Below are 19,326 nucleotides of genomic sequence, written 5' to 3' on the forward strand. Positions count from 1 at the left end.
CCGCTACTCGCCGAAGCCCTCGCCCGGCGTCAGCGGCGCCAGACGGATCAGCCGCGAATCCTCGACCGCCGCCGTGCGATGCTGGACGAAGCCGCGATAGTCCGGGTTGGTGACCATGGCCAGGAACGCGCCGGCGTTCGGATATTCGGCGATGAAGGCCAGGTCCCAGCGCTCGTCCGCCGGCCCGGTGACCACGCCCTCGGGCCGTCCGGCCCACACTTGGCGACCGCCCAGGCTCTGGAACAGCGCCGCCGTGGTCCGGCCGTATTCGCGATAGGCCTCCAGTCCGCTCATGCCCTTGCCGTGGTTCGGATGCCCCTCGGGATAGTCCGCCAGCGCCTTCAGCCGAACGAGGTTCAGCATCTGGATCGGCGTATCGCGCGGCAAGGCCTTGAACGCGTCGAACTGCGCGCGACTCGGGTCGATACTGGTCATGGGGTTCCTCCTCTTGGCGCCGGTCCTTTGCCGTCACGCCTTAGCCTTGCATCACCGCCCCGGAAGGATGGTCAGCCCGTCGGATAGTTCGTTGCGGTCGTCGGGGCGCGGCGGGACGTGGGTGGACAGGATCTGGCCGGCGCGGGCGACGGCGGCGATGAAGCCGTCGGCGATGGCGTCGCGCTTCAGGCCGGCGACCAGATCGGCGACGACCTCGTCCCAGACGGTGTTCGGCGCGGCCTGATAGACGCCCTCGTCGGCGATCACCTCGACCCGACGCTCGGCCAGGGCCGCGAAGATCAGGACCCCGGTGCGGCCTCGGGTCAGGTGCAGGCCGCGCGCCAGGAACTGCTCCATGGCCGCGCGGCGCACGCGGGCGGCCTTCAGCGCGCCGGGCGTCAGGGCGCGGCGGACGGGCGGGATCGACACGACCAGGGCCGCCAGCACGAAGACCACGGCCTGGACCGCTATATAGGTCGACAGCGCCGACAGGATCGCCGCGTCGAGGGCCGCGTGGTGGCCGATGGTCCATCCGCCGAACAGGCGGGCCGGCAGTTCGGGCCGCAAGCCGGCGAACAGCGCGCCGGCCGGCAGCACCAGGGCCGCGATCGCCGCCCAGGCCAGCGGGGTCTCGCGATAGTCCGAGACCTCCGGCGCCAGCACGCAGACGATCTCGCCGGCGGTGGTTTTCTCGGCCGAGGCCACGGCCTCCGCGATGCGGTCGAGGTCGGACGGCGTCATGGTCTTCATCCTACCAGCTCCCCGAACTGCCACCGCCGCCGAACGATCCGCCGCCGCCGGAGAAGCCCCCGCCACCGCCGCCGCCCCAGCCGTCGTCGCGTCCGCCCCGGCCGCCGCTGCTCAGCGCGCTCAGGATGATCCACGGCAAGGCCGAGCCGAAGCCGCCGCCGCGCCCGCCCCGGAACAGGCTGGACAGCACGAAGACGATGACCAGGAAAACCAGGAAGCCGGCGATCGGCGAGCCGCGCGCCTTGTGTTGCTCGGGCTGGGCGGCCTGCTGGACGCGGACCTTGGCCTGGTCCTCGGGCAGGCTCAACTGCTCGACCAGCGCATTGGTCCCGTCGACGACGCCGCCCGAGAGGTCCCCCTCGCGGAACTTCGGCAGGATCTGACTCTGGATGATCACGCTGGACAGCGCGTCGGTCAGGATCGGCTCCAGGCCGTAGCCGACCTCGATCCGCACCTTCCGCTCGGTCGGCGCCACCAGCAGGATGACGCCGTCGTTCTTGCCCTTCTGGCCGATGCCCCAGCTCCGGCCCAGCTGATAGCCGTAGTCCTCGATCGGATAGCCCTGCAGGCTGGGCACGGTGGCCACCACCAGCTGGCGGCCGGTCGAGGCTTCCAGCGTCTCCAGCTTGTCGGTCAGCTGCCGCTGGACCTGGGGCGACAGCACGTGGGCGTCATCGACCACCCGGCCCGTCAGCGGCGGGAAGGTCGGGGCGGCCAGGGCCGGCAAGGCAAAGAAGAGGGCGACGAGCGCCAGCAGCGAGGCTCGCGCCCGCGATGCGAAGGGGCGCCCCTCCACCGCCGTTCGGCGGTCCCCCTCCCCCGTGAGGGGGAGGAGAGCACGACTGAACGTCACGCTACTGAACCTTCGGCGGGGTCGCCGTCGGCGGGCTGGAGAAGTCCACGGTCGGCGCGCTCTGCGCCGCGGCGGTGGCCTGGAACAGCTGGGCGGGCTTCTGGCCGCTATAGAGCGTCTTGGCCCACAGCACGCTGGGGAAGGTACGCAGGGTGGTGTTGTAGGTCTGGGCGGTCAGGTTGTAGTCGCGGCGCGCAATGGCGATGCGGTTCTCGGTGCCTTCCAGCTGGCTCTGCAGGGCCAGGAAGTTCTGGTTCGACTTCAGTTCCGGATAGCGCTCCTGCGCGACCATCAGCCGGCTCAGCGTGCCGCCGAGCTTGTCCTGCGCGGCCGCGAACTTCTGGAACTGGGCGGGGTCGGTGATCGTCGAGGCGTCGACCTTGATGGAGGTGGCGCTGGCGCGCGCCTCGGTGACGGCGGTCAGCACCTCTTTTTCCTGGGCCGCGTAGCCCTTCACGGTCGCCACCAGGTTGGGGATCAGGTCGTTACGGCGCTGGTACTGGTTCTGCACCTCGGCCCAGGCGGTCTTGGTCGCCTCGTCCTGGGTCGGAATGGTGTTGATCCCGCAACCGGCCAGCGTCGCCGGGACGGCGACGATCAGGGCGACACGCGCGGCGTTACGGACGAGACGGTTCATGAGCCCTCCAAGGAGCCCGCCCCGCTCCGGACGGAACGGACCAGCGGGCTCGTCAACCTAGATCGCGAACATGTATGCTCGCGTATCGCCGTTAGATAGCGCGTCCCTTGATACACGTCAGAGGGGGGCGGATTAAACCTTGTCCATCTCGGCGAAGGCCTTTTTTCGCGGCCCCATATAGCCGAACAGCCAGGCGGCCACCTTGCGCATCTGGATCTCCTCCGATCCCTCGGTGATCCGGTAACGGCGGTGATGGCGGTAGATGTGCTCGAACGGCTTGTGGCGGGAATAGCCGATGCCGCCGTGGATCTGCATGGCCCGGTCGGCGGCCTCGCAACACAGGCGGTTGGCCCAGTAGTTACACATCGAGACCTTGTCGGAGAGCCGCTTCTCGACCTCCGGCTTGGTCATCTGGTCCATCTCCCAGGCGGTCTTGCGGATCAGCAGGCGCAGCATCTCGGCCTGGGTCGACAGCTCGACGATCGGGAACTGGATGGCCTGGTTCTCGGCCAGGGCCTTGCCGAACGGCTTGCGCGCGCGGGCGTACTTGATGGACTCCTCGATGCAGTAGACCGCCGCGCCCAGGCTGGAGGCCGCCTGGCGGATGCGGTTTTCGTGCACGAAATGCTGGGCCAGGGCCAGGCCGCCGCCTTCTGGGCCGAACATCGCCGACTCCGGAACCCAGACGTCGGTGAAGCTGACCCGGGGGTGGTCGGTCGGCATGTTGAAGGTCCAGAGATACTCCTCGATCTTGACGCCGGGCGCGTGGGCCGGAACCAGGAAGGCGGTGATCCCTCGGGCGTCGCCGTCCTCGCCGGAGGTCCGGGCGAACAGGCAACAGTGCGTGGCCGCGTGCATCCCCGTGGTCCACATCTTCTCGCCGTTGATCCGCCAGCCGGCCTCGCCGTGGTGTTCCTCGCGGACGGCGCGGGTCTCCATGTGAGTGGCGTCCGAGCCGTGATCGGGCTCGGTCAGGCCGAAGGTCGGTCGAAAGGCGCCTCGGTCCAGCATGTCGCCGATCAGATGCTGCTGGTCGGGCCGGCCGAAGTCGCGGATCATCAGCACGAACGGGTTGTTGCCGACGATCGAGTGCTCGTTCTGCAGATCGTTGAACAGGCCCAGGCCCTTGCTGGCCAAATGCTCGCGGATCACCGCCATGCCGAGGTTCGTGCCGCCCTGGCCGCCATAGTCCTTAGGCAGGGCGTAACGATAATGGCCCGCCTGATCGGCCAGCTTGCGGGCCTTGCCCAGCAATTCCTCCCATTCATGGCGAGGCAGGCCGCCCATGTCCCAGTCGGTCCTGGCCCATTCGCGGCGGTGGTCGAAGAAGCGGTCGTTGTCGTCGCGCGCCTGCAGGGGCGCGATCTCCTTCTCGATGAAGGCGTCGAGCTCGGCCAGATAGGCCGAAAGCTCCGGCGGCAGATGGAAGTCCATGGTCAAGCCTCCCTAACGCTCATCTTTATGTCTCTGGGGGCAGTAAAACGCCGGGAAAGGGCGCGGCCAATCATGCCCCTTGGGAACACGGCGCGGACCTTAACCCCTCCTTGACGCCCCGGAGCCTATGGTTCCCGTCATGATCACCATGGCGGCCTTCGCGATCATTGGCGCCGCGCTCGGATTGCTCGTCCGGCCGCGCGCCATGGGCGTGCTCTGGCCCGTCCTGCTGGCCATCGCCGTGGAAGGCGCGGTCCAGTGGGCTATCGGCGTCATGACCCACCAGCCCAACCGTGAGGTGCTGGTGCTGCGCCTGCGCCAGATCTTCGGCGACGATATCATCGGCATGATCGGCCCCGTCGCCGCCGCGACGATCGGCGCCGTGGTCGCGGCCGTGCTGGGCGCGCTCACCGACCCCAAGAAGGCCGAGATGATGCTGACGGCCGATGGCATCCAGCGCCGCGTCGGCAAGAATGGGCGCTATGTCCGAGCCGAGGGCATGGTCGAGGAACGCGCCATCCACGCCAAGGCCGAGAGCCGGATCGACCAGATCCTGGGGCTTTAGACGGAGCGCCCGTCGCGCTCGCCAGCCGAAACGCTCGCCATTTCCGCGCGAACCTCGTCGCGCCTGGCGCGCGAACTCCGTTTCCCGAAAAAACGATGCGCATGCGAAATTGAGCTTGCGCAATTTCTGATCACTGATATCTAAGCGATGCTTAGTTCGGATCCGAAGCACCGGTGGGGATACCGGGGCCGACTCTCCAGATGGGATGCTCCCGATGGGTTGTCGAGGTCCGGGCGGCCAGTACCGCGTTTCACCGATCAACGATCTGACCGCAACTTCCCCAACCCAACGCTGGAGGGCTTTAAGATGAAGCTCCGTTCCCTGGCGGCCGTCGCCGCCCTGTCCACCGCGCTGTTCGCCGGCGCCGCCCTGGCCGATGGCCGTATCGCCGCCGCCCTGGACCAACCCCTCGCCGCCAAGACCAAGGTCGTCGCCGGCGGCGCCGTTTTCGTCTGCGAGGGCGCCGAGTGCGTCTCGACCCAAGCCCCCTCGCGGGCTCTCACCGCGGTCGCCTGCAAGGCGCTCGCCAAGGAAGTGGGCCACATCTCGGCCTTCGGCGGCGAAACCAAGTCGCTGGACGCCGACGATCTGACCCGCTGCAACGCCTCGGCCAAGGGCGCCTCCGCCGTGGCCTCGGCTAAGTAGGAACACGTATCGCTTTACCTGAGTTACCAGACGCGTTTGGGATCGCCGCTTTCGGGGTCCCGTCTGGCTGTTTCCTCGAGCATTCGCCTCAAGGGGCGGCGGATTCGTCCGTCGCCCCTTTTCTTTTCCGCGTCAGGGACTAGGTCATGGCCATGGACTCAAGCCTTTCCGCCCAATTGGAATCCGTGCTGCGCAAGGCCGCGGGCGACGGAACGGCCCTGGCGTCGATGACGATCGACTATGCCGGCGAGGCCGAAAGCCAGACGCTTTCGTCCAAGGCGTGGGTCGAGCGGGCCACCCGAAGTCTCGTCTTCGCCCAGGGCGAGCTGCGCCGCGCGGACGGCGCGCTGGCCGCTTCGGCCTCCGCGGTGTTCCGTCGGTCCGGAGACTGAACGCGGTCCGCTTGGTTGCGACCGCGAAAGGCCCGTGTTATCAGGCGCGCGGCTTCGGACGGGGCGGCGCTGTCGCGCCCGCCGTCCATGTGCTTTTTCCAAGCGCGCTCAAGCCTTTAAGCCGCGATGAGGGTTAAACTTCTTGTTCGCGGCGATTTGCAACGCACCGGGCGGATACCAAGTGGCGGACGAAACCAAGGCGACGGATGCGGGTCAGCGCTATGCGCAGTCCCTCTTCGAACTGACGATCGAGAACGGCAATCTGGCCAAGGTCGAGGCCGACCTTAAGAGCCTGAAGGCGATGATCGCCGACAGCGCCGACCTGCGCCGCCTGATCGACTCGCCGGCTTTCTCCGCCGAGGACAAGGGCAAGGGCCTGGTCGCGGTGGCAGTGAAGGCCGGCTTCGACATGCTGACCACCAAGTTCCTGGGCCTCGTCGCCGCCAACGGCCGCACGGCCGACCTGCTGGGCGCGATCTCGGCCTTCGTCGAGCTCTCGGCCAAGCACCGCGGCGTGGTGACGGCCGAGGTCGTCTCGGCCGCCCCGCTGTCGTCCGTCCAGCTGAAGGGCGTGCAAACCGCCCTGGCCCAGGCCCTGGGCAAGACCCCGGAAGTTTCCACGCGCGTCGATCCGTCCCTTCTGGGCGGCCTGAAGGTGCGCGTCGGTTCGCGTCTCTTCGACGCTTCGCTCCGTTCGAAGCTCGATTCCCTGAAATTCGCCCTGAAGCGCGCCTGAGCGTATAAGCGCGCCTTAAAAAATTAGATCGCAGAGAGCCCAGACAACCATGGACATCCGCGCCGCCGAAATTTCGGCCATCCTCAAGTCGCAGATCGCCAACTTCGGCGAAGAGGCCGCCGTCTCGGACGTCGGCCAGGTGCTGTCCGTCGGTGACGGCATCGCCCGCATCTACGGCCTGGACAACGTCCAAGCCGGCGAAATGCTGGAATTCCCGAAGGCCGGCGTGAAGGGCATGGCCCTGAACCTAGAGCGCGACAATGTCGGCGCCGTGATCTTCGGCGCCGACGCCGAGATCAAGGAAGGCGACGAAGTCCGCCGCCTGGGCGAGATCGTGGACGTGCCGGTCGGCAAGGGCCTGCTGGGCCGCGTCGTCAACCCGCTGGGCGAGCCGATCGACGGCAAGGGCCCGATCCAATACACCGAGCGTCGCCGCGTCGACGTCAAGGCGCCGGGCATCATTCCGCGGAAGTCGGTGCACGAGCCGGTCCAGACGGGCCTGAAGTCGATCGACACCCTGATCCCCGTCGGCCGCGGCCAGCGCGAGCTGATCATCGGCGACCGTCAGACCGGCAAGACCGCCGTCGCCATCGACACCATCCTGAACCAGAAGGCCGTGAACGCCGGCAAGGACGAGAGCGCCAAGCTCTACTGCGTCTATGTCGCCATCGGCCAGAAGCGCTCGACCGTCGCCCAGATCGTCAAGACCCTGGAAGAGCACGGCGCCCTGGAATACACGACCGTCGTTGTCGCCTCGGCCTCTGAGCCGGCCCCGCTGCAATACCTGGCCCCGTTCTCGGGCTGCGCCATGGGCGAGTGGTTCCGCGACAACGGCCTGCACGGCCTGATCATCTATGACGATCTGTCCAAGCAGGCCGTCGCCTACCGTCAGATGTCGCTGCTGCTGCGCCGCCCGCCGGGCCGCGAAGCCTATCCGGGCGACGTGTTCTACCTGCACTCCCGCCTGCTGGAGCGCGCCGCGAAGCTGAACGAAGACAACGGTTCGGGCTCGCTGACGGCCTTGCCGATCATCGAAACCCAGGCCAACGACGTGTCGGCCTACATCCCGACCAACGTGATCTCGATTACCGACGGCCAGATCTTCCTGGAAACCGACCTGTTCTACCAAGGCATCCGTCCGGCCGTGAACGTCGGCATCTCGGTGTCGCGCGTCGGCTCGTCGGCCCAGATCAAGGCGATGAAGCAAGTCGCCGGCCCGATTAAGGGCGAGCTGGCCCAGTATCGTGAAATGGCCGCCTTCGCGAAGTTCGGCTCGGACCTGGACGCCTCGACCCAGAAGATGCTGGCCCGCGGCGAACGCCTGACCGAGCTGCTGAAGCAGCCGCAATACGCGCCGCAGTCGGTCGAAGAGCAGGTCTGCGTGATCTACGCCGGCACCCGCGGCTATCTGGACAAGATCCCGACCTCGGCGGTGCGCCGCTTCGAGAGCGAGTTCCTGGCCCGCCTGCACAGCCAGCACGCCGACCTGCTGGAAGGCATCCGCACCAAGAAGGCCCTCGACAAGGACCTGGAGAACACGCTGAAGAGCGCGCTCGACAGCTTCTCGTCGACCTTCGCCTAAGCCCTCGGAACCGCTCGGAGAGAGTAGCGCCGAATGGCCAGCTTGAAGGAAATGCGCAATCGGATCTCGAGCGTCAAAGCGACGCAAAAGATCACGAAAGCGATGCAGATGGTGGCGGCGGCCAAGCTGCGCCGGAGCCAGGACGCGGCGGAAGCCGCTCGTCCCTACGCTCGGCGTCTGGCCAGCGTCATCGCCAACCTCGCCGCCGGCGTGTCCGGCGACGGCGCCCCGAAGCTTCTGGCGGGCACCGGCCGCGACGACCGCCACCTGGTGGTGGTCGCCGCCGCCGATCGCGGCCTGGCGGGCGGCTTCACCTCGTCGATCGTCCGCGCCGCGCGCCAGCACATCGACGGGCTGATCGCCCAGGGCAAGCAGGTGCAGGTGATCTGCGTCGGCAAGAAGGTGACGGCGCAGCTCGCCCGTCCCTACGCCGGCAAGATCGTCGAGACCTTCGACCTGTCGGCCAACCGCCAGCTGACGCTGTCGGTGGCCCAGCCGATCGCCGACGTCGTCACCCGCATTTACGAGGCGGGCGAAGCCGACATCGTCACCCTGTTCTACAGCCGCTTCAAATCGGTGGTCTCGCAGGTCCCCACGGCCTTGCAGCTGATCCCGGCGACCGTGGATGGCGTCGAAGCCGCTTCGGGCCCGACGGCGGTCTATGAGTACGAGCCCTCGGAAGAGGCCATTCTCGAGACCCTGCTGCCGCGCAACCTGACAGTTCAGATCCTGTCGGCCCTGCTGGACAACATGGCCGGCTTCTACGCCAGCCAGATGACCGCCATGGACAACGCCACGCGCAACGCCGGCGACATGATCAAGCGCTACACCCTTGAGTACAATCGTTCCCGCCAGGCCCAGATCACCAAGGAGCTGATCGAGATCATCTCCGGCGCCGAAGCCGTCTGATCTAGCCTAACGACACAAGCACGCAGAGACCGAAAGACCGCAACCCCATGGCCAAGACCCCCGCTGAGAAGCCGGCGACCGCCGCCGCCAAGAAGCCGGCCGCTCCGAAGGCCGCCGCCGCCCCCAAGGCCGCCGCGACCAAGGCGCCCGCCGCCCGGAAGCCGGCCGCCCCGAAGGCCGCCGCCGCCGCTTCGGCTCCGGCCAATAGCGCCGTGAACCTGGACGGCGCCACCGGCCGCCTCGTCCAGATCATCGGCGCTGTCGTCGACATCGAGTTCGACGGCGCTCTGCCGGCGATCCTGAACGCCGTCGAGACCATCAACACCGCCACCGGCCAGCGCCTGGTGTTCGAAGTCGCCCAGCACCTGGGTCAGAACACCGTCCGCGCCATCGCTATGGACGCCACCGAAGGCCTCGTCCGCGGCCAGGCCGTGCGCGACACCGGCGAGCCGATCCGCGTTCCGGTCGGTCCGGGCACCCTGGGCCGCATCATGAACGTCATCGGCGAGCCGATCGACGAGCAGGGCCCGATCCAGTCGACCCTGTCGCGCCCGATCCACCGCGACGCCCCGACCTTCGCCGAGCAGACCAACACGGCCGAAGTGCTGGTCACGGGCATCAAGGTCATCGACCTGATGTGCCCCTACACCAAGGGCGGCAAGATCGGCCTGTTCGGCGGCGCCGGCGTCGGCAAGACCGTGACGATGCAGGAACTGATCAACAACATCGCCAAGGCCTACGGCGGTTACTCGGTTCTGGCCGGCGTGGGTGAGCGCACCCGCGAAGGCAACGACCTCTATCACGAGATGATCGAGTCGAACGTCAACGTCGACCCGAAGGCCAACAACGGCTCGACCGAAGGCTCGCGCTGCGCCCTGGTCTACGGCCAGATGAACGAACCGCCGGGCGCCCGCGCCCGCGTCGCCCTGACCGGCCTATCGATCGCGGAATACTTCCGCGACGAAGAAGGCAAGGACGTGCTGCTGTTCGTCGACAACATCTTCCGCTTCACCCAAGCCGGCGCCGAAGTGTCGGCTCTGCTGGGCCGCATCCCCTCGGCCGTGGGCTATCAGCCCACCCTGGCCACCGAGATGGGCAACCTGCAGGAGCGCATCACCTCGACGAACAAGGGTTCGATCACCTCGGTGCAGGCCATCTACGTGCCCGCAGACGACTTGACCGACCCGGCCCCGGCCACCTCGTTCGCCCACTTGGACGCCACCACCGTTCTGTCGCGCGACATCGCGGCCCAGGCCATCTTCCCGGCCGTGGACCCGCTGGACTCGACCTCGCGGATCATGGACCCGCTGGTCATCGGCGAAGAGCACTACACGGTCGCCCGCCGCGTCCAGGAAGTCCTGCAGCAGTACAAGGCTCTGAAGGACATCATCGCCATCCTGGGCATGGACGAGCTCTCGGAAGAGGACAAGCTGATCGTGGCCCGCGCGCGTAAGATCTCGCGCTTCCTGAGCCAGCCGTTCCACGTCGCCGAGCAGTTCACCAACACCCCGGGCGCCTTCGTCCAGCTGAAGGACACCATCCGCTCGTTCAAGGGCATCGTCGACGGCGAATACGACCACCTGCCGGAAGGCGCCTTCTACATGGTCGGCGCCATCGAGGAAGCCGTGGCCAAGGCCGAAAAGATGGCGGCCGAAGCCTGATGACCGAAGACACGGACCTGGCCAATTTCTGCTGCGAAGAGCTGGCGGAAGCGGTGTCTCCGGACGCCAACGCCGGCCTCATCGAGCACGATAGCGGCCTGATCCTGCTGAACCTCGGCGAACGCGAGGAAGAGGGCGAAACGGGCGTGGTGCTGGCCACCATCCGATTCTGCCCCTTCTGCGGGACCGAGATCCAGACCGACGAGGATATCGAGGCCGCCCTGGGCGGCGTCGAGGAGACTTTCAACTGATGGCCAAGCTGCACTTCTCCCTGGTCGCGCCCGAACGGGAACTGTTCTCCGGCGACGTGGACCTGGTCCAGGCCCCCGGCTCGGAAGGCGATTTCGGCGTCCTGGCCGGCCACGCCCCGTTCATGACCACCCTGCGCGAAGGCAAGGTGACCGTGAAGGACGGCGCGACGACCAAGGTGTTCGACATCCAGGGCGGCTTCGCGGACGTCGGCCCCGACGGCCTGACCATCCTGGCCGAGCACGCCGTCGAAGCGGCCTGATCCCAGGGCCCTCCGCACGATTTCGAAGCGCCCTCGATCCTCCCGGATCGGGGGCGTTTTCGTATACGCTCAAAAGCGGGGGTGGAACGCCCTCGGCGCCCAGCCGAAATCCCGCGCGGCCGCCGACGAATCGAACGTCAGGTCCTGGCCCATCCGCGTCCCCATGGCCGTGGTCGCGCCTGGATAGAAGGGCCTGGCCAGCCGCATCACCAGGGCGAAAAGCCAGGTCGGCATGGGCAGGCTGCGCGGTCGCTGGCCGAGGCCCTCGAAGATCCGGTCGACCATCACGCGATAGGTCACCGTTTCCCCGCCGACCAAGTCGTAGGCCCGGTTTCGCGTCGCCGGCGCGTGGGCCGCGGCCAGGGCGCCGGCGGCCAGATCCTCGGCGTGGACCGGCTGGCGCAGACCCTCGCCCGCCCCCGACAACGGCATCACGTGAAAGCGCCGCGCCAGGCGGGCGATGCGACTGACGTTCCCGTCGCGTCCCTCGTCATAGATCAGGGTCGGCCGCAGGATGGTCCAGGCCACGTCATGGGCCGCGCACCAGGCCTCCACGGCGGCTTCGGCCCGCGCCAGGTCCGCCGCCACCGCCCGCTCGCCGGCGTCGGGCGAGTCGGTCTTGGTGAAACGGCTGGTCGAGGAAAAGGCGATCAGCCGGCTCAGGCCTCGCGCCTTCAAGGCCGGCAGGGCCGACGGCAGAAGCCAGATCGGCGACAATGAGAACACCGTGGCCGCCGCCGGCAGACGATCGGCCAGGTCGGGATCCTTGAGGTCGCCATCCAGCCAGCAGGCGTCGTTCGACGGCGGCCGGCGGCTGATCGCGACCGGGTCCAGCCCCTCGCTCTTCAGCCGCGCCAGCAGATGGCCGCCGATCAGACTGGTCGCGCCCAGCACCAGCACCGGCGTCTTCAGGGTGTTCTCGAAATCCATTCCCCTCATATAGTCAGGCTATCCGGAGCTTGCCCATGACCTATGAAGACGTCCGCGCCTTCGCCTCGCGCCTGCCCGGGGTCGAGGACGCAACGGCGTATGGTCGTCCGTGCCTGAAGGCGCACGGCAAGATCCTGGTCCGGCCTCACGAGGACGGCGAAAGCCTGGTCTGCCTCGGCGTGCCGTTCGACGAGCGCGACATGCTGGTCGAGGCCGAGCCCGACATCTTCCATTTCACCGACCACTATCGGAACTATCCGATCGTGCTGGTTCGGCTTGCGGCGGCCCATCCGGGCACGGTACGGCGTCTGGTCCTGCGCCAATGGCGCGCCACCGCGCCCAAAAAGGTGCTTAAGGCCTGGGACGAGGCGCACGGGGAGCAAGCATGAAGGTTTGGCGTATCGCGATCGCCGCTGTCGCCTGTCTGGGGCCGGCGCTGCAGTACTGGCTGATGACGCATGATCAGACCCTGGCCACGGGCGCGATCAAGACCGTGCGCTATTTCAGCTACTTCACGAACCTGTCGAACCTGCTGGCCGCCGCCGCTCTGGTCGCGCCTCTGATCGCTTCGGGCGACACATCCTTGGGACGCTTCGCCGCCTGGGCCGAGCGCGCCGGCCCGCGCGTCGCGATCGCCACCTATCTGACGATCACGGCCCTGGTCTACCACCTGATACTGGCCAGCGAGTGGAGTCCCAAGGGCCTGGACCTTGTCGCCGACACCATCCTGCACACCGTCACGCCCCTGGCCTATCTGATCGACCTGGCCGCGCGCGGGGGCGAGGGCGAGGCGCGCTGGATCGCGGCGGCCAAGGCGCTCCCCTTCCCGGCGCTATTCGCCGCCTGGACCGAGCTGCACGGCGCGCTATCGGGCTGGTATCCGTACCCGTTCATGAACGCCGCCAAGCACGGCTACCCGGCGGTGATGCTGAACATCCTGGCGATGAGCGCGGCCTTCGCCGGCGTCGCCCTGATCCTTACCGCCCTCTCGCGCGTTCGGGCCAGGCTGGCGCTGGTCCGTCCCGCGCCTATATCGGCCTGACCGTTCTTCTGGAGTTTCCGATGTCCAAGCTTGTTCCCGCCATCCGCTCGGGCGACGTCCTGATGCCCGCCCTCGGCTTCGGCACTTGGCAGCTCGAGAACGGAACCGCCGTTCCGCTGGTCGAGAAGGCCCTGGAGGTCGGCTATCGCCACATCGACACCGCCCAGATCTATGGCAACGAACGCGACGTCGGCGCGGCCATCAAGGCCAGCGGCGTCAAGCGCGACGAAATCTTCCTGACCACCAAGGTCTGGATCGACAAGTTCGCCGACGGCGACCTGCAGCGTTCGGCCGAGAAAAGCCTGGAGCGGCTAGGCGTCGACCATGTCGACCTGCTACTGCTGCACTGGCCCAAGCCCGAGGTCCCGCTGGCCGAAACCCTGAAGGCCCTGAACGAGGTCCGTTCGCGCGGCTGGACCCGCGCCATCGGCCTGTCCAACTTCCCCTCGGCGCTGCTGGCGGAAGCCGCCAGCCTGTCGGAGGCCCCGATCGCCACCGACCAGGTCGAGTATCACCCCTATCTGTCGCTGAAGACCCTTAAGGCCAAGGCCGACGAACTGGGAACCTCGATCACCGCCTGGTCGCCGCTGGCCCAGGGCAAGGTCGCCCAGGACCCGGTGCTGATCGAGATCGGCCGCGCCCACGGCAAGACGCCGGGCCAGATCACCCTGCGCTGGATCATCCAGCAAGGCGTCATCGCCATCCCGCGCACCAGCAACCCCAAGCGCGTCGAGGAGAACTTCGACGTGCTGGACTTCGAGCTGACCGAGGACGAGATGACCCGCATCCATGGTCTGGCCCGACCGGATGGTCGGCTGGGCGACTGGCTGGACAAGGCCTACCGCTGGGACGCGGAATAGGGTCGCCGCCCACATCGCGTCCGGGCGCCGCCGGGCTGTTGAAGGTAGCGCGTGAAGATGGACCATGACGTGCTGCTCGGCGGCTTGGCCGTGAGGGCGTTGGGATCCTGGAAGGGCGCAACGCCGCCAAGATGCTCCCCGCAACGCGGGGGAGCTTCTTGGCGGCCGCATTGACTCCCCCGCCCGCCGCCGTATTTTCCGCCGCGTTCGCGTGACTGGCGTTGAAGGTGGGAAACCACCGGGGAGCGTGGACCGCGCGCCTTTCAGGCGGGACGTCGTTCCGCCGCCCGGAAAGGCGCGTTGCTTGAGAGCTTGCGAGCAGACGCAAAACCGGCGTCCACTTTCACGGCTCGCAAGCCGCCGCGCGCCTGGGCTCCGCTTTTTCGACCACGAAACCAGGAGTCCGCCGTGCCCGCCGCCCCCGACTATCCGTCCGCCCCCGATCTCGTCGCCCCCAAGCGCGCCCTGCTGTCAGTCTCCGACAAGACCGGCCTGGTGGAGGCCGCCAAGACGCTGCACGAGGCCGGGGTCGAGCTGGTCTCGACCGGCGGCACCAAGGCCGCGATCGCCGCCGCCGGCATCCCGGTCAAGGACGTTTCGGACCTGACGGGCTTCCCCGAAATGATGGACGGCAGGGTCAAGACCCTGCACCCGGTGGTGCACGGCGGGCTTCTAGGCGTGCGCGACGCGGCCGATCACGCCAAGGCAATGGCCGACCACGGCATCGGCGGCATCGATATCCTCTATGTGAACCTCTATCCGTTCGAGGCGACAGTCGCGAAGGGGGGATCCTACGCCGAATGTGTCGAGAACATCGACATCGGCGGCCCAGCCATGATCCGCTCGGCGGCCAAGAACCACGGCTATGTCGCCGTCTGCACCGATCCGGCCGATCTCGCCGAGGTGCTGGAAGCCCTGAAGGCCGGCGGAACGACCCTGGCCCTGCGCCAGACCCTGGCGGCCCGCGCCTATGCCCGCACGGCGGCCTATGACGCGGCGATCTCGGCCTGGTTCGCGGAGGCGCTCGGCCAGGACTTTCCGGCCCGCAAGTCGATCGCCGGCGAGTTGCGCCAGACCATGCGCTATGGCGAGAATCCGCACCAGAAGGCGGCCTTCTACACCTTCCCGAACCCGCGCCCGGGCGTGGCCACGGCCAAGCAGCTGCAGGGCAAGGAGCTCAGCTACAACAACATCAACGACACCGACGCGGCCTTCGAGCTGATCGCCGAGTTCGATCCGGCGGCCGGCCCGGCCGTGGCGATCATCAAGCACGCCAACCCGTGCGGCGTGGCCGTGGGCGCGACCCAGCGCGAGGCCTATGAGCGGGCGCTCGCCTGCGACCCGACCTCGGCCTTCGGCGGCATCGTGGCGGTGAACTCGCGCCTGACCCGCGAGGCGGCCGAAGCCATGGTCGAGATCTTCACCGAGGTGGTGATCGCCCCCGAGGCCGACGAGGACGCCGTGGCCGTGTTCGCGGCCAAGAAGAACCTGCGCCTGCTGGTGACCGGCGGTCTGCCGGATCCGCTGTCGACCGGCGACACGTTCAAGAGCGTGGCCGGCGGCTTCCTGGTCCAGTCCCGCGACGACGCGCGGATCAAGGCGACCGATCTGAAGATCGTCACCAAGCGCCAGCCGACCGACGAAGAGGTGCGCGACATGCTGTTCGCCTTTACCGTCGGCAAGCACGTGAAGTCGAACGCCATCGTCTATGCCCGCGCCGGCCAGACCCTGGGGGTCGGCGCCGGCCAGATGAACCGCAAGGACTCGGCGCGGATCGCGGCCCTGCGCGCCGCCGACTTCGGCCTCGACCTGAAGGGCTGCGCCTGCGCCTCGGAAGCCTTCTTCCCGTTCGCGGACGGCCTGATCCAGGCCGCCGAGGCCGGGGCGACGGCGATCATCCAGCCGGGCGGCTCGATGCGCGACGCCGAGGTGATCGAGGCGGCCGACAAGCTGGGTCTGGCCATGGCCTTCACCGGCGTTAGGGTGTTCAGGCACTAGGAGTCTCGAGCCTTCATGGACAGCGCCGCCTGGGGCGACCAGCTCGCCCAACATTCCCGGGTGTTCAAGCCGGTCGGGCCGGGCCCTTTCCCGGTGGCGCTGATCCTTCACGGCTGCGGCGGCAAGACCCCGTTCCTCGAGGACTACGCCCGGGTCGCGGTCAAGGCGGGATGGGCGGCCGTGGTGGTCGACTCGTTCAAGCCGCGCGGCGTCACGCCGCTGCAAGCCAAGCTGACGGTCTGCACCGGTCTCGCTGTGCGTGGCCACAAGCGAGCCGGCGACGTCTTCGCGATGCTGGCCTGGCTGGAGGGGCAGGATTGGGCGGACGCCGACCGCGTCTTCCTGGCCGGCTGGAGCCATGGCGGCTGGACGATTATGGACGCCTACGCCCTGGGCGAGCGCACGGCGACCTTGACGGGCATCACGGACGCCGAGCCGGCGCGGCTGCGGCGTTCGGTGAGAGGGGCCCTGCTGGTCTATCCCTATGCCGGCTATCCGGCCCTGACGACGCGGCGAGGCTGGGGCGCCGAACCGCCGCCGGTCTGGTCGGTGATCGCCGGCAAGGATCAGGTGGTCGGCTGGAAGCTGCCCAAGGCCGCCCTAGACCGCCTGTCGCGCGACGGCCTGACGGTCGACGAGCTCTTCCTGCCCGACGCCACCCACGCCTTCGACGACGACCACGCCAACGATCCCCGGGCGCGTTACAGGCCCGACCTCTTCCAAGAGGTTCAGGCCTATTTCACCCGGGCGCTAGAGGCCTGCTTTTAGGCTGGAACAGGCGACAGGCGCGGGCGACGCAGGCGGGTCGGGCCGCGATAGAGGCGCCGCCAGACCCACTCCAGCGGTCCCATCTCGAAGCGGTCCATCCACCAGCGCGACCACAGGATCTGCAGGACCCAGATCGCCACGGTGATCGCCGCCAGTCCGGGCCGGTCGACCTTGCCGTGCAGATCCAGGCCGCGCCCGCCGTAGAAGACGGCGGTCATGATCAACGACTGGGTCAGATAGTTGGAGAAGGCCATCTGTCCCACCGGCGCCAAGGCCTTCGGGATCGCCGCCCAGACGCCTCGCGACCGCGACGCCAGGACCATCAGGCTGACATAGGCCAGGGTGGTCAGCGGAGCCGTGACCATCTGAACCGCCCCCGCCATCGCGGCCAGCGGACGCGGCAGGCCCAGCAACGGCAGGGCGATGAACATCGCGCCGACCACCGCCAAGGCCAGCAGGCCGACCGCGATCAGGATCCGATAGGTCCGCGCGCTGGCCTCCCCGGTGAACAGACCAGCCTTGAAGCAGCCCAGGCCGATCAGCATCAGGCTGGCGGTCATGGCGAAGATGAAGGGCTCGTTCGGAAGAATGGCCGCGCGATCCCTGGCGTTCTGAATCAAGGACTGCGCGAAGCCGCCGCCGTACTGCGTCTCGGCCGCCTTGGCCTTGGCCAGTTCCTTGGCGACCTCCAACCCTTCCCGCGCGGCGTCATGGCCGAAAATCAAGGCGGCGACGGTCCCGGTGATCAGCATCAGGGAGAAGGCCGACCAGATCGTGATTCCGACCCGCAGCAGACGTCGGGGTGCCCAGGATCGGGCCAGCATCACGGCAAACCCCGCCAGGGCGTAGCTCAGCAGCACGTCGCCGTACCAGATGGCGAAGCCGTGCAGCAGGCCGAAGACGACCATCCAGCCCAGACGCCGCCGCAGGATCGCGCCCCGCTCCAGGTCGGACCGCTCGCCGCCGACCAGGAAGATCGACACGCCGAACAGCATGGAGAACAGGGTCACGAACTTGCGCTGAAACAGCCATTGGGTGACGACCCAGACCGCGAGCGTGGCGGGGCTGGTCCCGAACGGCCAATGCTTGACCGACTCGGCGACGTTCGGGGCGACGGCGAAGTCGGGGGCGTTGCACAACAAAATCCCCAGAACCCCCAGACCGCGCAGGGCGTCCAGCAGAACGATGCGATCCTTGGTCATGGCGTCCGTCCCTCCCCGGGCGGAGACCCTGCCCCTTTCAGTCTCGTTCGGCAACCGGCGCTATGCGAGGCGCGGTGGCCAGGACCAGGGCGCCGGCGGCCAGGAACCCGGCGGAGACGACGACGGCGATCCGCTGCTCGGCGAAGATGCGGGTGCCGATGGCGATGATCAGCGGCGCCATGAACGCCGTGGCCTTGCCCGAAAGGGCGTAGAGCCCGAACCAGCGTCCGGTCTCGCCGGCCGGCGCCAACTGGGCCATCCAGGCGCGCAAGGACGCCTGGGCCGGGCCGAACGTCAGGCCGACGAACAGGCTGAAGAACAGGAACACCCGCTCGGGCGTGCTGGCGAACAGGGCCCCGCTCTTGGCCGGAGCGACGTGGATCATAAAGAACACCGTATCCTTGCCGACCATGCCGACCCCGACGGCGCCGAACAGCACGATGGCCGTGGCCAGCAGCACCGTCCGCTTGGAGCCGATCTTCTGGTCGACGCGCCCGCCGACGAACGTGCCAAGGCCCGCCATGGTCGACAGGGCGATCGCGTAGATCCCGAGCTGCGAGGTCGTCCAGCCGAACAGCCCCGCCGCCAGCACGCCGCCGAACGCGATGAAGCTGGAAATGCCGTCGCCCAGCAGCATCCGGCCGACGAGAAAGCGCAACATGTGCGGGCGACGGGGCAGGCTCCGGATCGTCTCCCAGAGCTCGGCCAGGGGCCGGGTTCCGCTGGCGGCCGGCGGCTTGGGCGCGGCCAGCATCAGCGGCCAGGAGAACAGCAGGAACCAGACCGCCACCAGCGGTCCGACGACGCGATCGGGCTCGTGCAGCGCCTTGGACAGCCCCAGCAGGGGAATCTTGGGCAGCGAGAAGCAGAAGAGCACGATGAACAGCGAGACCAGCGACCCGACATAGGCCAAGGCCCAGGCCGTGCCCGACAGCCGCCCGATCTGCCCGGGCTTGGCGACGACCGGCAGCAGGGCGTTCATCACCGACCCGCCCAGCTCCGTCACGACGCCGGCGACGACCAGAAAGCCCAGGATCAGCGGAATCCGCGCGGTCTCGCCTGGAACCGCCCACCACAGTCCGACGCTGGCGACGACGAAGGGAAACGCCAGACCCACCAGCCAGACACGGGGATTGCGCCGCGTGTCGACGTCCGCTCCGACCAACGGCGACAGGATCGCGATCAGCAGACCCGAGACCGCGCCGGCATAGCCCAGCAGGCTCTGGCCGCGCGTCGCGTCGCCGACGAAACCCGCCGCGAAATAGGGCACGAAGATAAAGGTCGCGATCAGCGCCCAATAGGGCTGTTGGGCCCACTCATAGAGCGCCCAAGCCAAACGCTGGCGATCACCCCGGTCCATGCTGACGCTCCCTGCCGCCCCTCCCCTCGTAAGGGAGAGGCGGCGAAGGAGCTAGC

General features: G+C 68.1%; 22 protein-coding genes. 14 read left to right on the forward strand and 8 right to left on the reverse strand.

Annotated features, from left to right (window positions below; translation table 11 throughout):
* Positions 1-3: 3 nt before the first annotated feature.
* The 5 genes from OR37_RS15445 to OR37_RS15465 form a co-directional block, all read right to left on the reverse strand.
* Positions 4-435: a DUF1330 domain-containing protein gene (locus tag OR37_RS15445; protein WP_004621839.1), complete on the reverse strand. Its 432-nt coding sequence runs from the start codon at positions 433-435 to the stop codon at positions 4-6.
* Positions 436-486: 51 nt separating this feature from the next.
* Complete coding sequence (locus tag OR37_RS15450; RefSeq protein WP_004621841.1) at positions 487-1,185, reverse strand: TPM domain-containing protein; 699 nt, start codon at positions 1,183-1,185, stop codon at positions 487-489.
* Between the two features lies 1 nt (position 1,186).
* Positions 1,187-1,981, reverse strand: a complete 795-nt coding sequence (locus OR37_RS15455) for a TPM domain-containing protein (protein ID WP_235046587.1) — start codon at positions 1,979-1,981, stop codon at positions 1,187-1,189.
* A 58-nt stretch (positions 1,982-2,039) separates the two neighbouring features.
* A complete protein-coding gene (locus tag OR37_RS15460; protein WP_004621845.1) occupies positions 2,040-2,675 on the reverse strand; it encodes a LemA family protein in 636 nt (211 codons plus the stop codon).
* Positions 2,676-2,807: 132 nt separating this feature from the next.
* Positions 2,808-4,115 carry an acyl-CoA dehydrogenase family protein gene (locus OR37_RS15465; protein ID WP_081612965.1) on the reverse strand — a complete coding sequence of 436 codons (1,308 nt, stop codon included), beginning with the start codon at positions 4,113-4,115 and terminating at the stop codon, positions 2,808-2,810.
* 121 nt (positions 4,116-4,236) lie between these two features.
* Between OR37_RS15465 and OR37_RS21140 the strand changes: the two genes are divergently transcribed.
* The 9 genes from OR37_RS21140 to OR37_RS15510 all read left to right on the forward strand — a co-directional run bounded on the left by OR37_RS21140 (position 4,237) and on the right by OR37_RS15510 (position 11,110).
* Positions 4,237-4,674 carry a hypothetical protein gene (locus tag OR37_RS21140; protein WP_004621849.1) on the forward strand — a complete coding sequence of 146 codons (438 nt, stop codon included), beginning with the start codon at positions 4,237-4,239 and terminating at the stop codon, positions 4,672-4,674.
* A gap of 306 nt (positions 4,675-4,980) precedes the next feature.
* Complete coding sequence (locus tag OR37_RS15475; protein WP_004621851.1) at positions 4,981-5,319, forward strand: CC_3452 family protein; 339 nt, start codon at positions 4,981-4,983, stop codon at positions 5,317-5,319.
* Positions 5,320-5,465: 146 nt separating this feature from the next.
* Positions 5,466-5,711, forward strand: coding sequence for a hotdog domain-containing protein (locus OR37_RS15480; RefSeq protein WP_004621853.1), 246 nt, complete (start codon positions 5,466-5,468; stop codon positions 5,709-5,711).
* A gap of 181 nt (positions 5,712-5,892) precedes the next feature.
* The gene (locus OR37_RS15485; protein WP_035017529.1) at positions 5,893-6,447 is read left to right on the forward strand and encodes a F0F1 ATP synthase subunit delta; all 555 of its coding nucleotides are present in this window, start codon (positions 5,893-5,895) and stop codon (positions 6,445-6,447) included.
* Positions 6,448-6,496: 49 nt separating this feature from the next.
* Positions 6,497-8,029, forward strand: a complete 1,533-nt coding sequence (gene atpA / locus OR37_RS15490) for a F0F1 ATP synthase subunit alpha (protein WP_004621857.1) — start codon at positions 6,497-6,499, stop codon at positions 8,027-8,029.
* 33 nt (positions 8,030-8,062) lie between these two features.
* A complete protein-coding gene (locus OR37_RS15495; protein ID WP_004621859.1) occupies positions 8,063-8,938 on the forward strand; it encodes a F0F1 ATP synthase subunit gamma in 876 nt (291 codons plus the stop codon).
* 47 nt (positions 8,939-8,985) lie between these two features.
* Entirely contained in the window at positions 8,986-10,599 is a 1,614-nt protein-coding gene (gene atpD, locus OR37_RS15500) for a F0F1 ATP synthase subunit beta (protein ID WP_004621861.1), read from the forward strand.
* Positions 10,599-10,850 carry a hypothetical protein gene (locus OR37_RS15505; RefSeq protein ID WP_004621863.1) on the forward strand — a complete coding sequence of 84 codons (252 nt, stop codon included), beginning with the start codon at positions 10,599-10,601 and terminating at the stop codon, positions 10,848-10,850. Before atpD ends, OR37_RS15505 begins: the two co-directional genes overlap by 1 nt.
* Positions 10,850-11,110, forward strand: coding sequence for an ATP synthase F1 subunit epsilon (locus tag OR37_RS15510; RefSeq protein ID WP_004621865.1), 261 nt, complete (start codon positions 10,850-10,852; stop codon positions 11,108-11,110). The genes OR37_RS15505 and OR37_RS15510 overlap by 1 nt, the downstream gene beginning before the upstream one ends.
* Before the next feature lie 69 nt (positions 11,111-11,179).
* Here OR37_RS15510 and OR37_RS15515 read toward each other — a convergent pair whose 3' ends face one another.
* Positions 11,180-12,040 (reverse strand): NAD-dependent epimerase/dehydratase family protein, encoded by an 861-nt coding sequence (locus OR37_RS15515; RefSeq protein WP_035017532.1) that lies wholly within the window; start codon positions 12,038-12,040, stop codon positions 11,180-11,182.
* 29 nt (positions 12,041-12,069) lie between these two features.
* Here OR37_RS15515 and OR37_RS15520 point away from each other — a divergent pair, with 29 nt between their 5' ends.
* The 5 genes from OR37_RS15520 to OR37_RS15540 all read left to right on the forward strand — a co-directional run bounded on the left by OR37_RS15520 (position 12,070) and on the right by OR37_RS15540 (position 16,708).
* Positions 12,070-12,429 (forward strand): MmcQ/YjbR family DNA-binding protein, encoded by a 360-nt coding sequence (locus OR37_RS15520; RefSeq protein WP_035017533.1) that lies wholly within the window; start codon positions 12,070-12,072, stop codon positions 12,427-12,429.
* The gene (locus OR37_RS15525; RefSeq protein WP_004621871.1) at positions 12,426-13,082 is read left to right on the forward strand and encodes a Pr6Pr family membrane protein; all 657 of its coding nucleotides are present in this window, start codon (positions 12,426-12,428) and stop codon (positions 13,080-13,082) included. Before OR37_RS15520 ends, OR37_RS15525 begins: the two co-directional genes overlap by 4 nt.
* Before the next feature lie 20 nt (positions 13,083-13,102).
* Positions 13,103-13,942 carry an aldo/keto reductase gene (locus OR37_RS15530; protein ID WP_004621873.1) on the forward strand — a complete coding sequence of 280 codons (840 nt, stop codon included), beginning with the start codon at positions 13,103-13,105 and terminating at the stop codon, positions 13,940-13,942.
* A 408-nt stretch (positions 13,943-14,350) separates the two neighbouring features.
* Positions 14,351-15,940, forward strand: coding sequence for a bifunctional phosphoribosylaminoimidazolecarboxamide formyltransferase/IMP cyclohydrolase (purH, locus tag OR37_RS15535; RefSeq protein ID WP_004621875.1), 1,590 nt, complete (start codon positions 14,351-14,353; stop codon positions 15,938-15,940).
* Positions 15,941-15,955: 15 nt separating this feature from the next.
* Positions 15,956-16,708, forward strand: a complete 753-nt coding sequence (locus OR37_RS15540) for a dienelactone hydrolase family protein (protein ID WP_004621877.1) — start codon at positions 15,956-15,958, stop codon at positions 16,706-16,708.
* Here OR37_RS15540 and OR37_RS15545 read toward each other — a convergent pair.
* Entirely contained in the window at positions 16,705-17,910 is a 1,206-nt protein-coding gene (locus OR37_RS15545; RefSeq protein WP_004621879.1) for a DUF418 domain-containing protein, read from the reverse strand. The genes OR37_RS15540 and OR37_RS15545 overlap by 4 nt on opposite strands.
* Before the next feature lie 37 nt (positions 17,911-17,947).
* Positions 17,948-19,270 (reverse strand): MFS transporter, encoded by a 1,323-nt coding sequence (locus OR37_RS15550; protein ID WP_004621881.1) that lies wholly within the window; start codon positions 19,268-19,270, stop codon positions 17,948-17,950.
* Positions 19,271-19,326: the final 56 nt, after the last annotated feature.

This window comes from Caulobacter vibrioides OR37 (genome assembly GCF_000372645.1).
GTDB classification, from domain to species: domain Bacteria; phylum Pseudomonadota; class Alphaproteobacteria; order Caulobacterales; family Caulobacteraceae; genus Caulobacter; species Caulobacter vibrioides_E.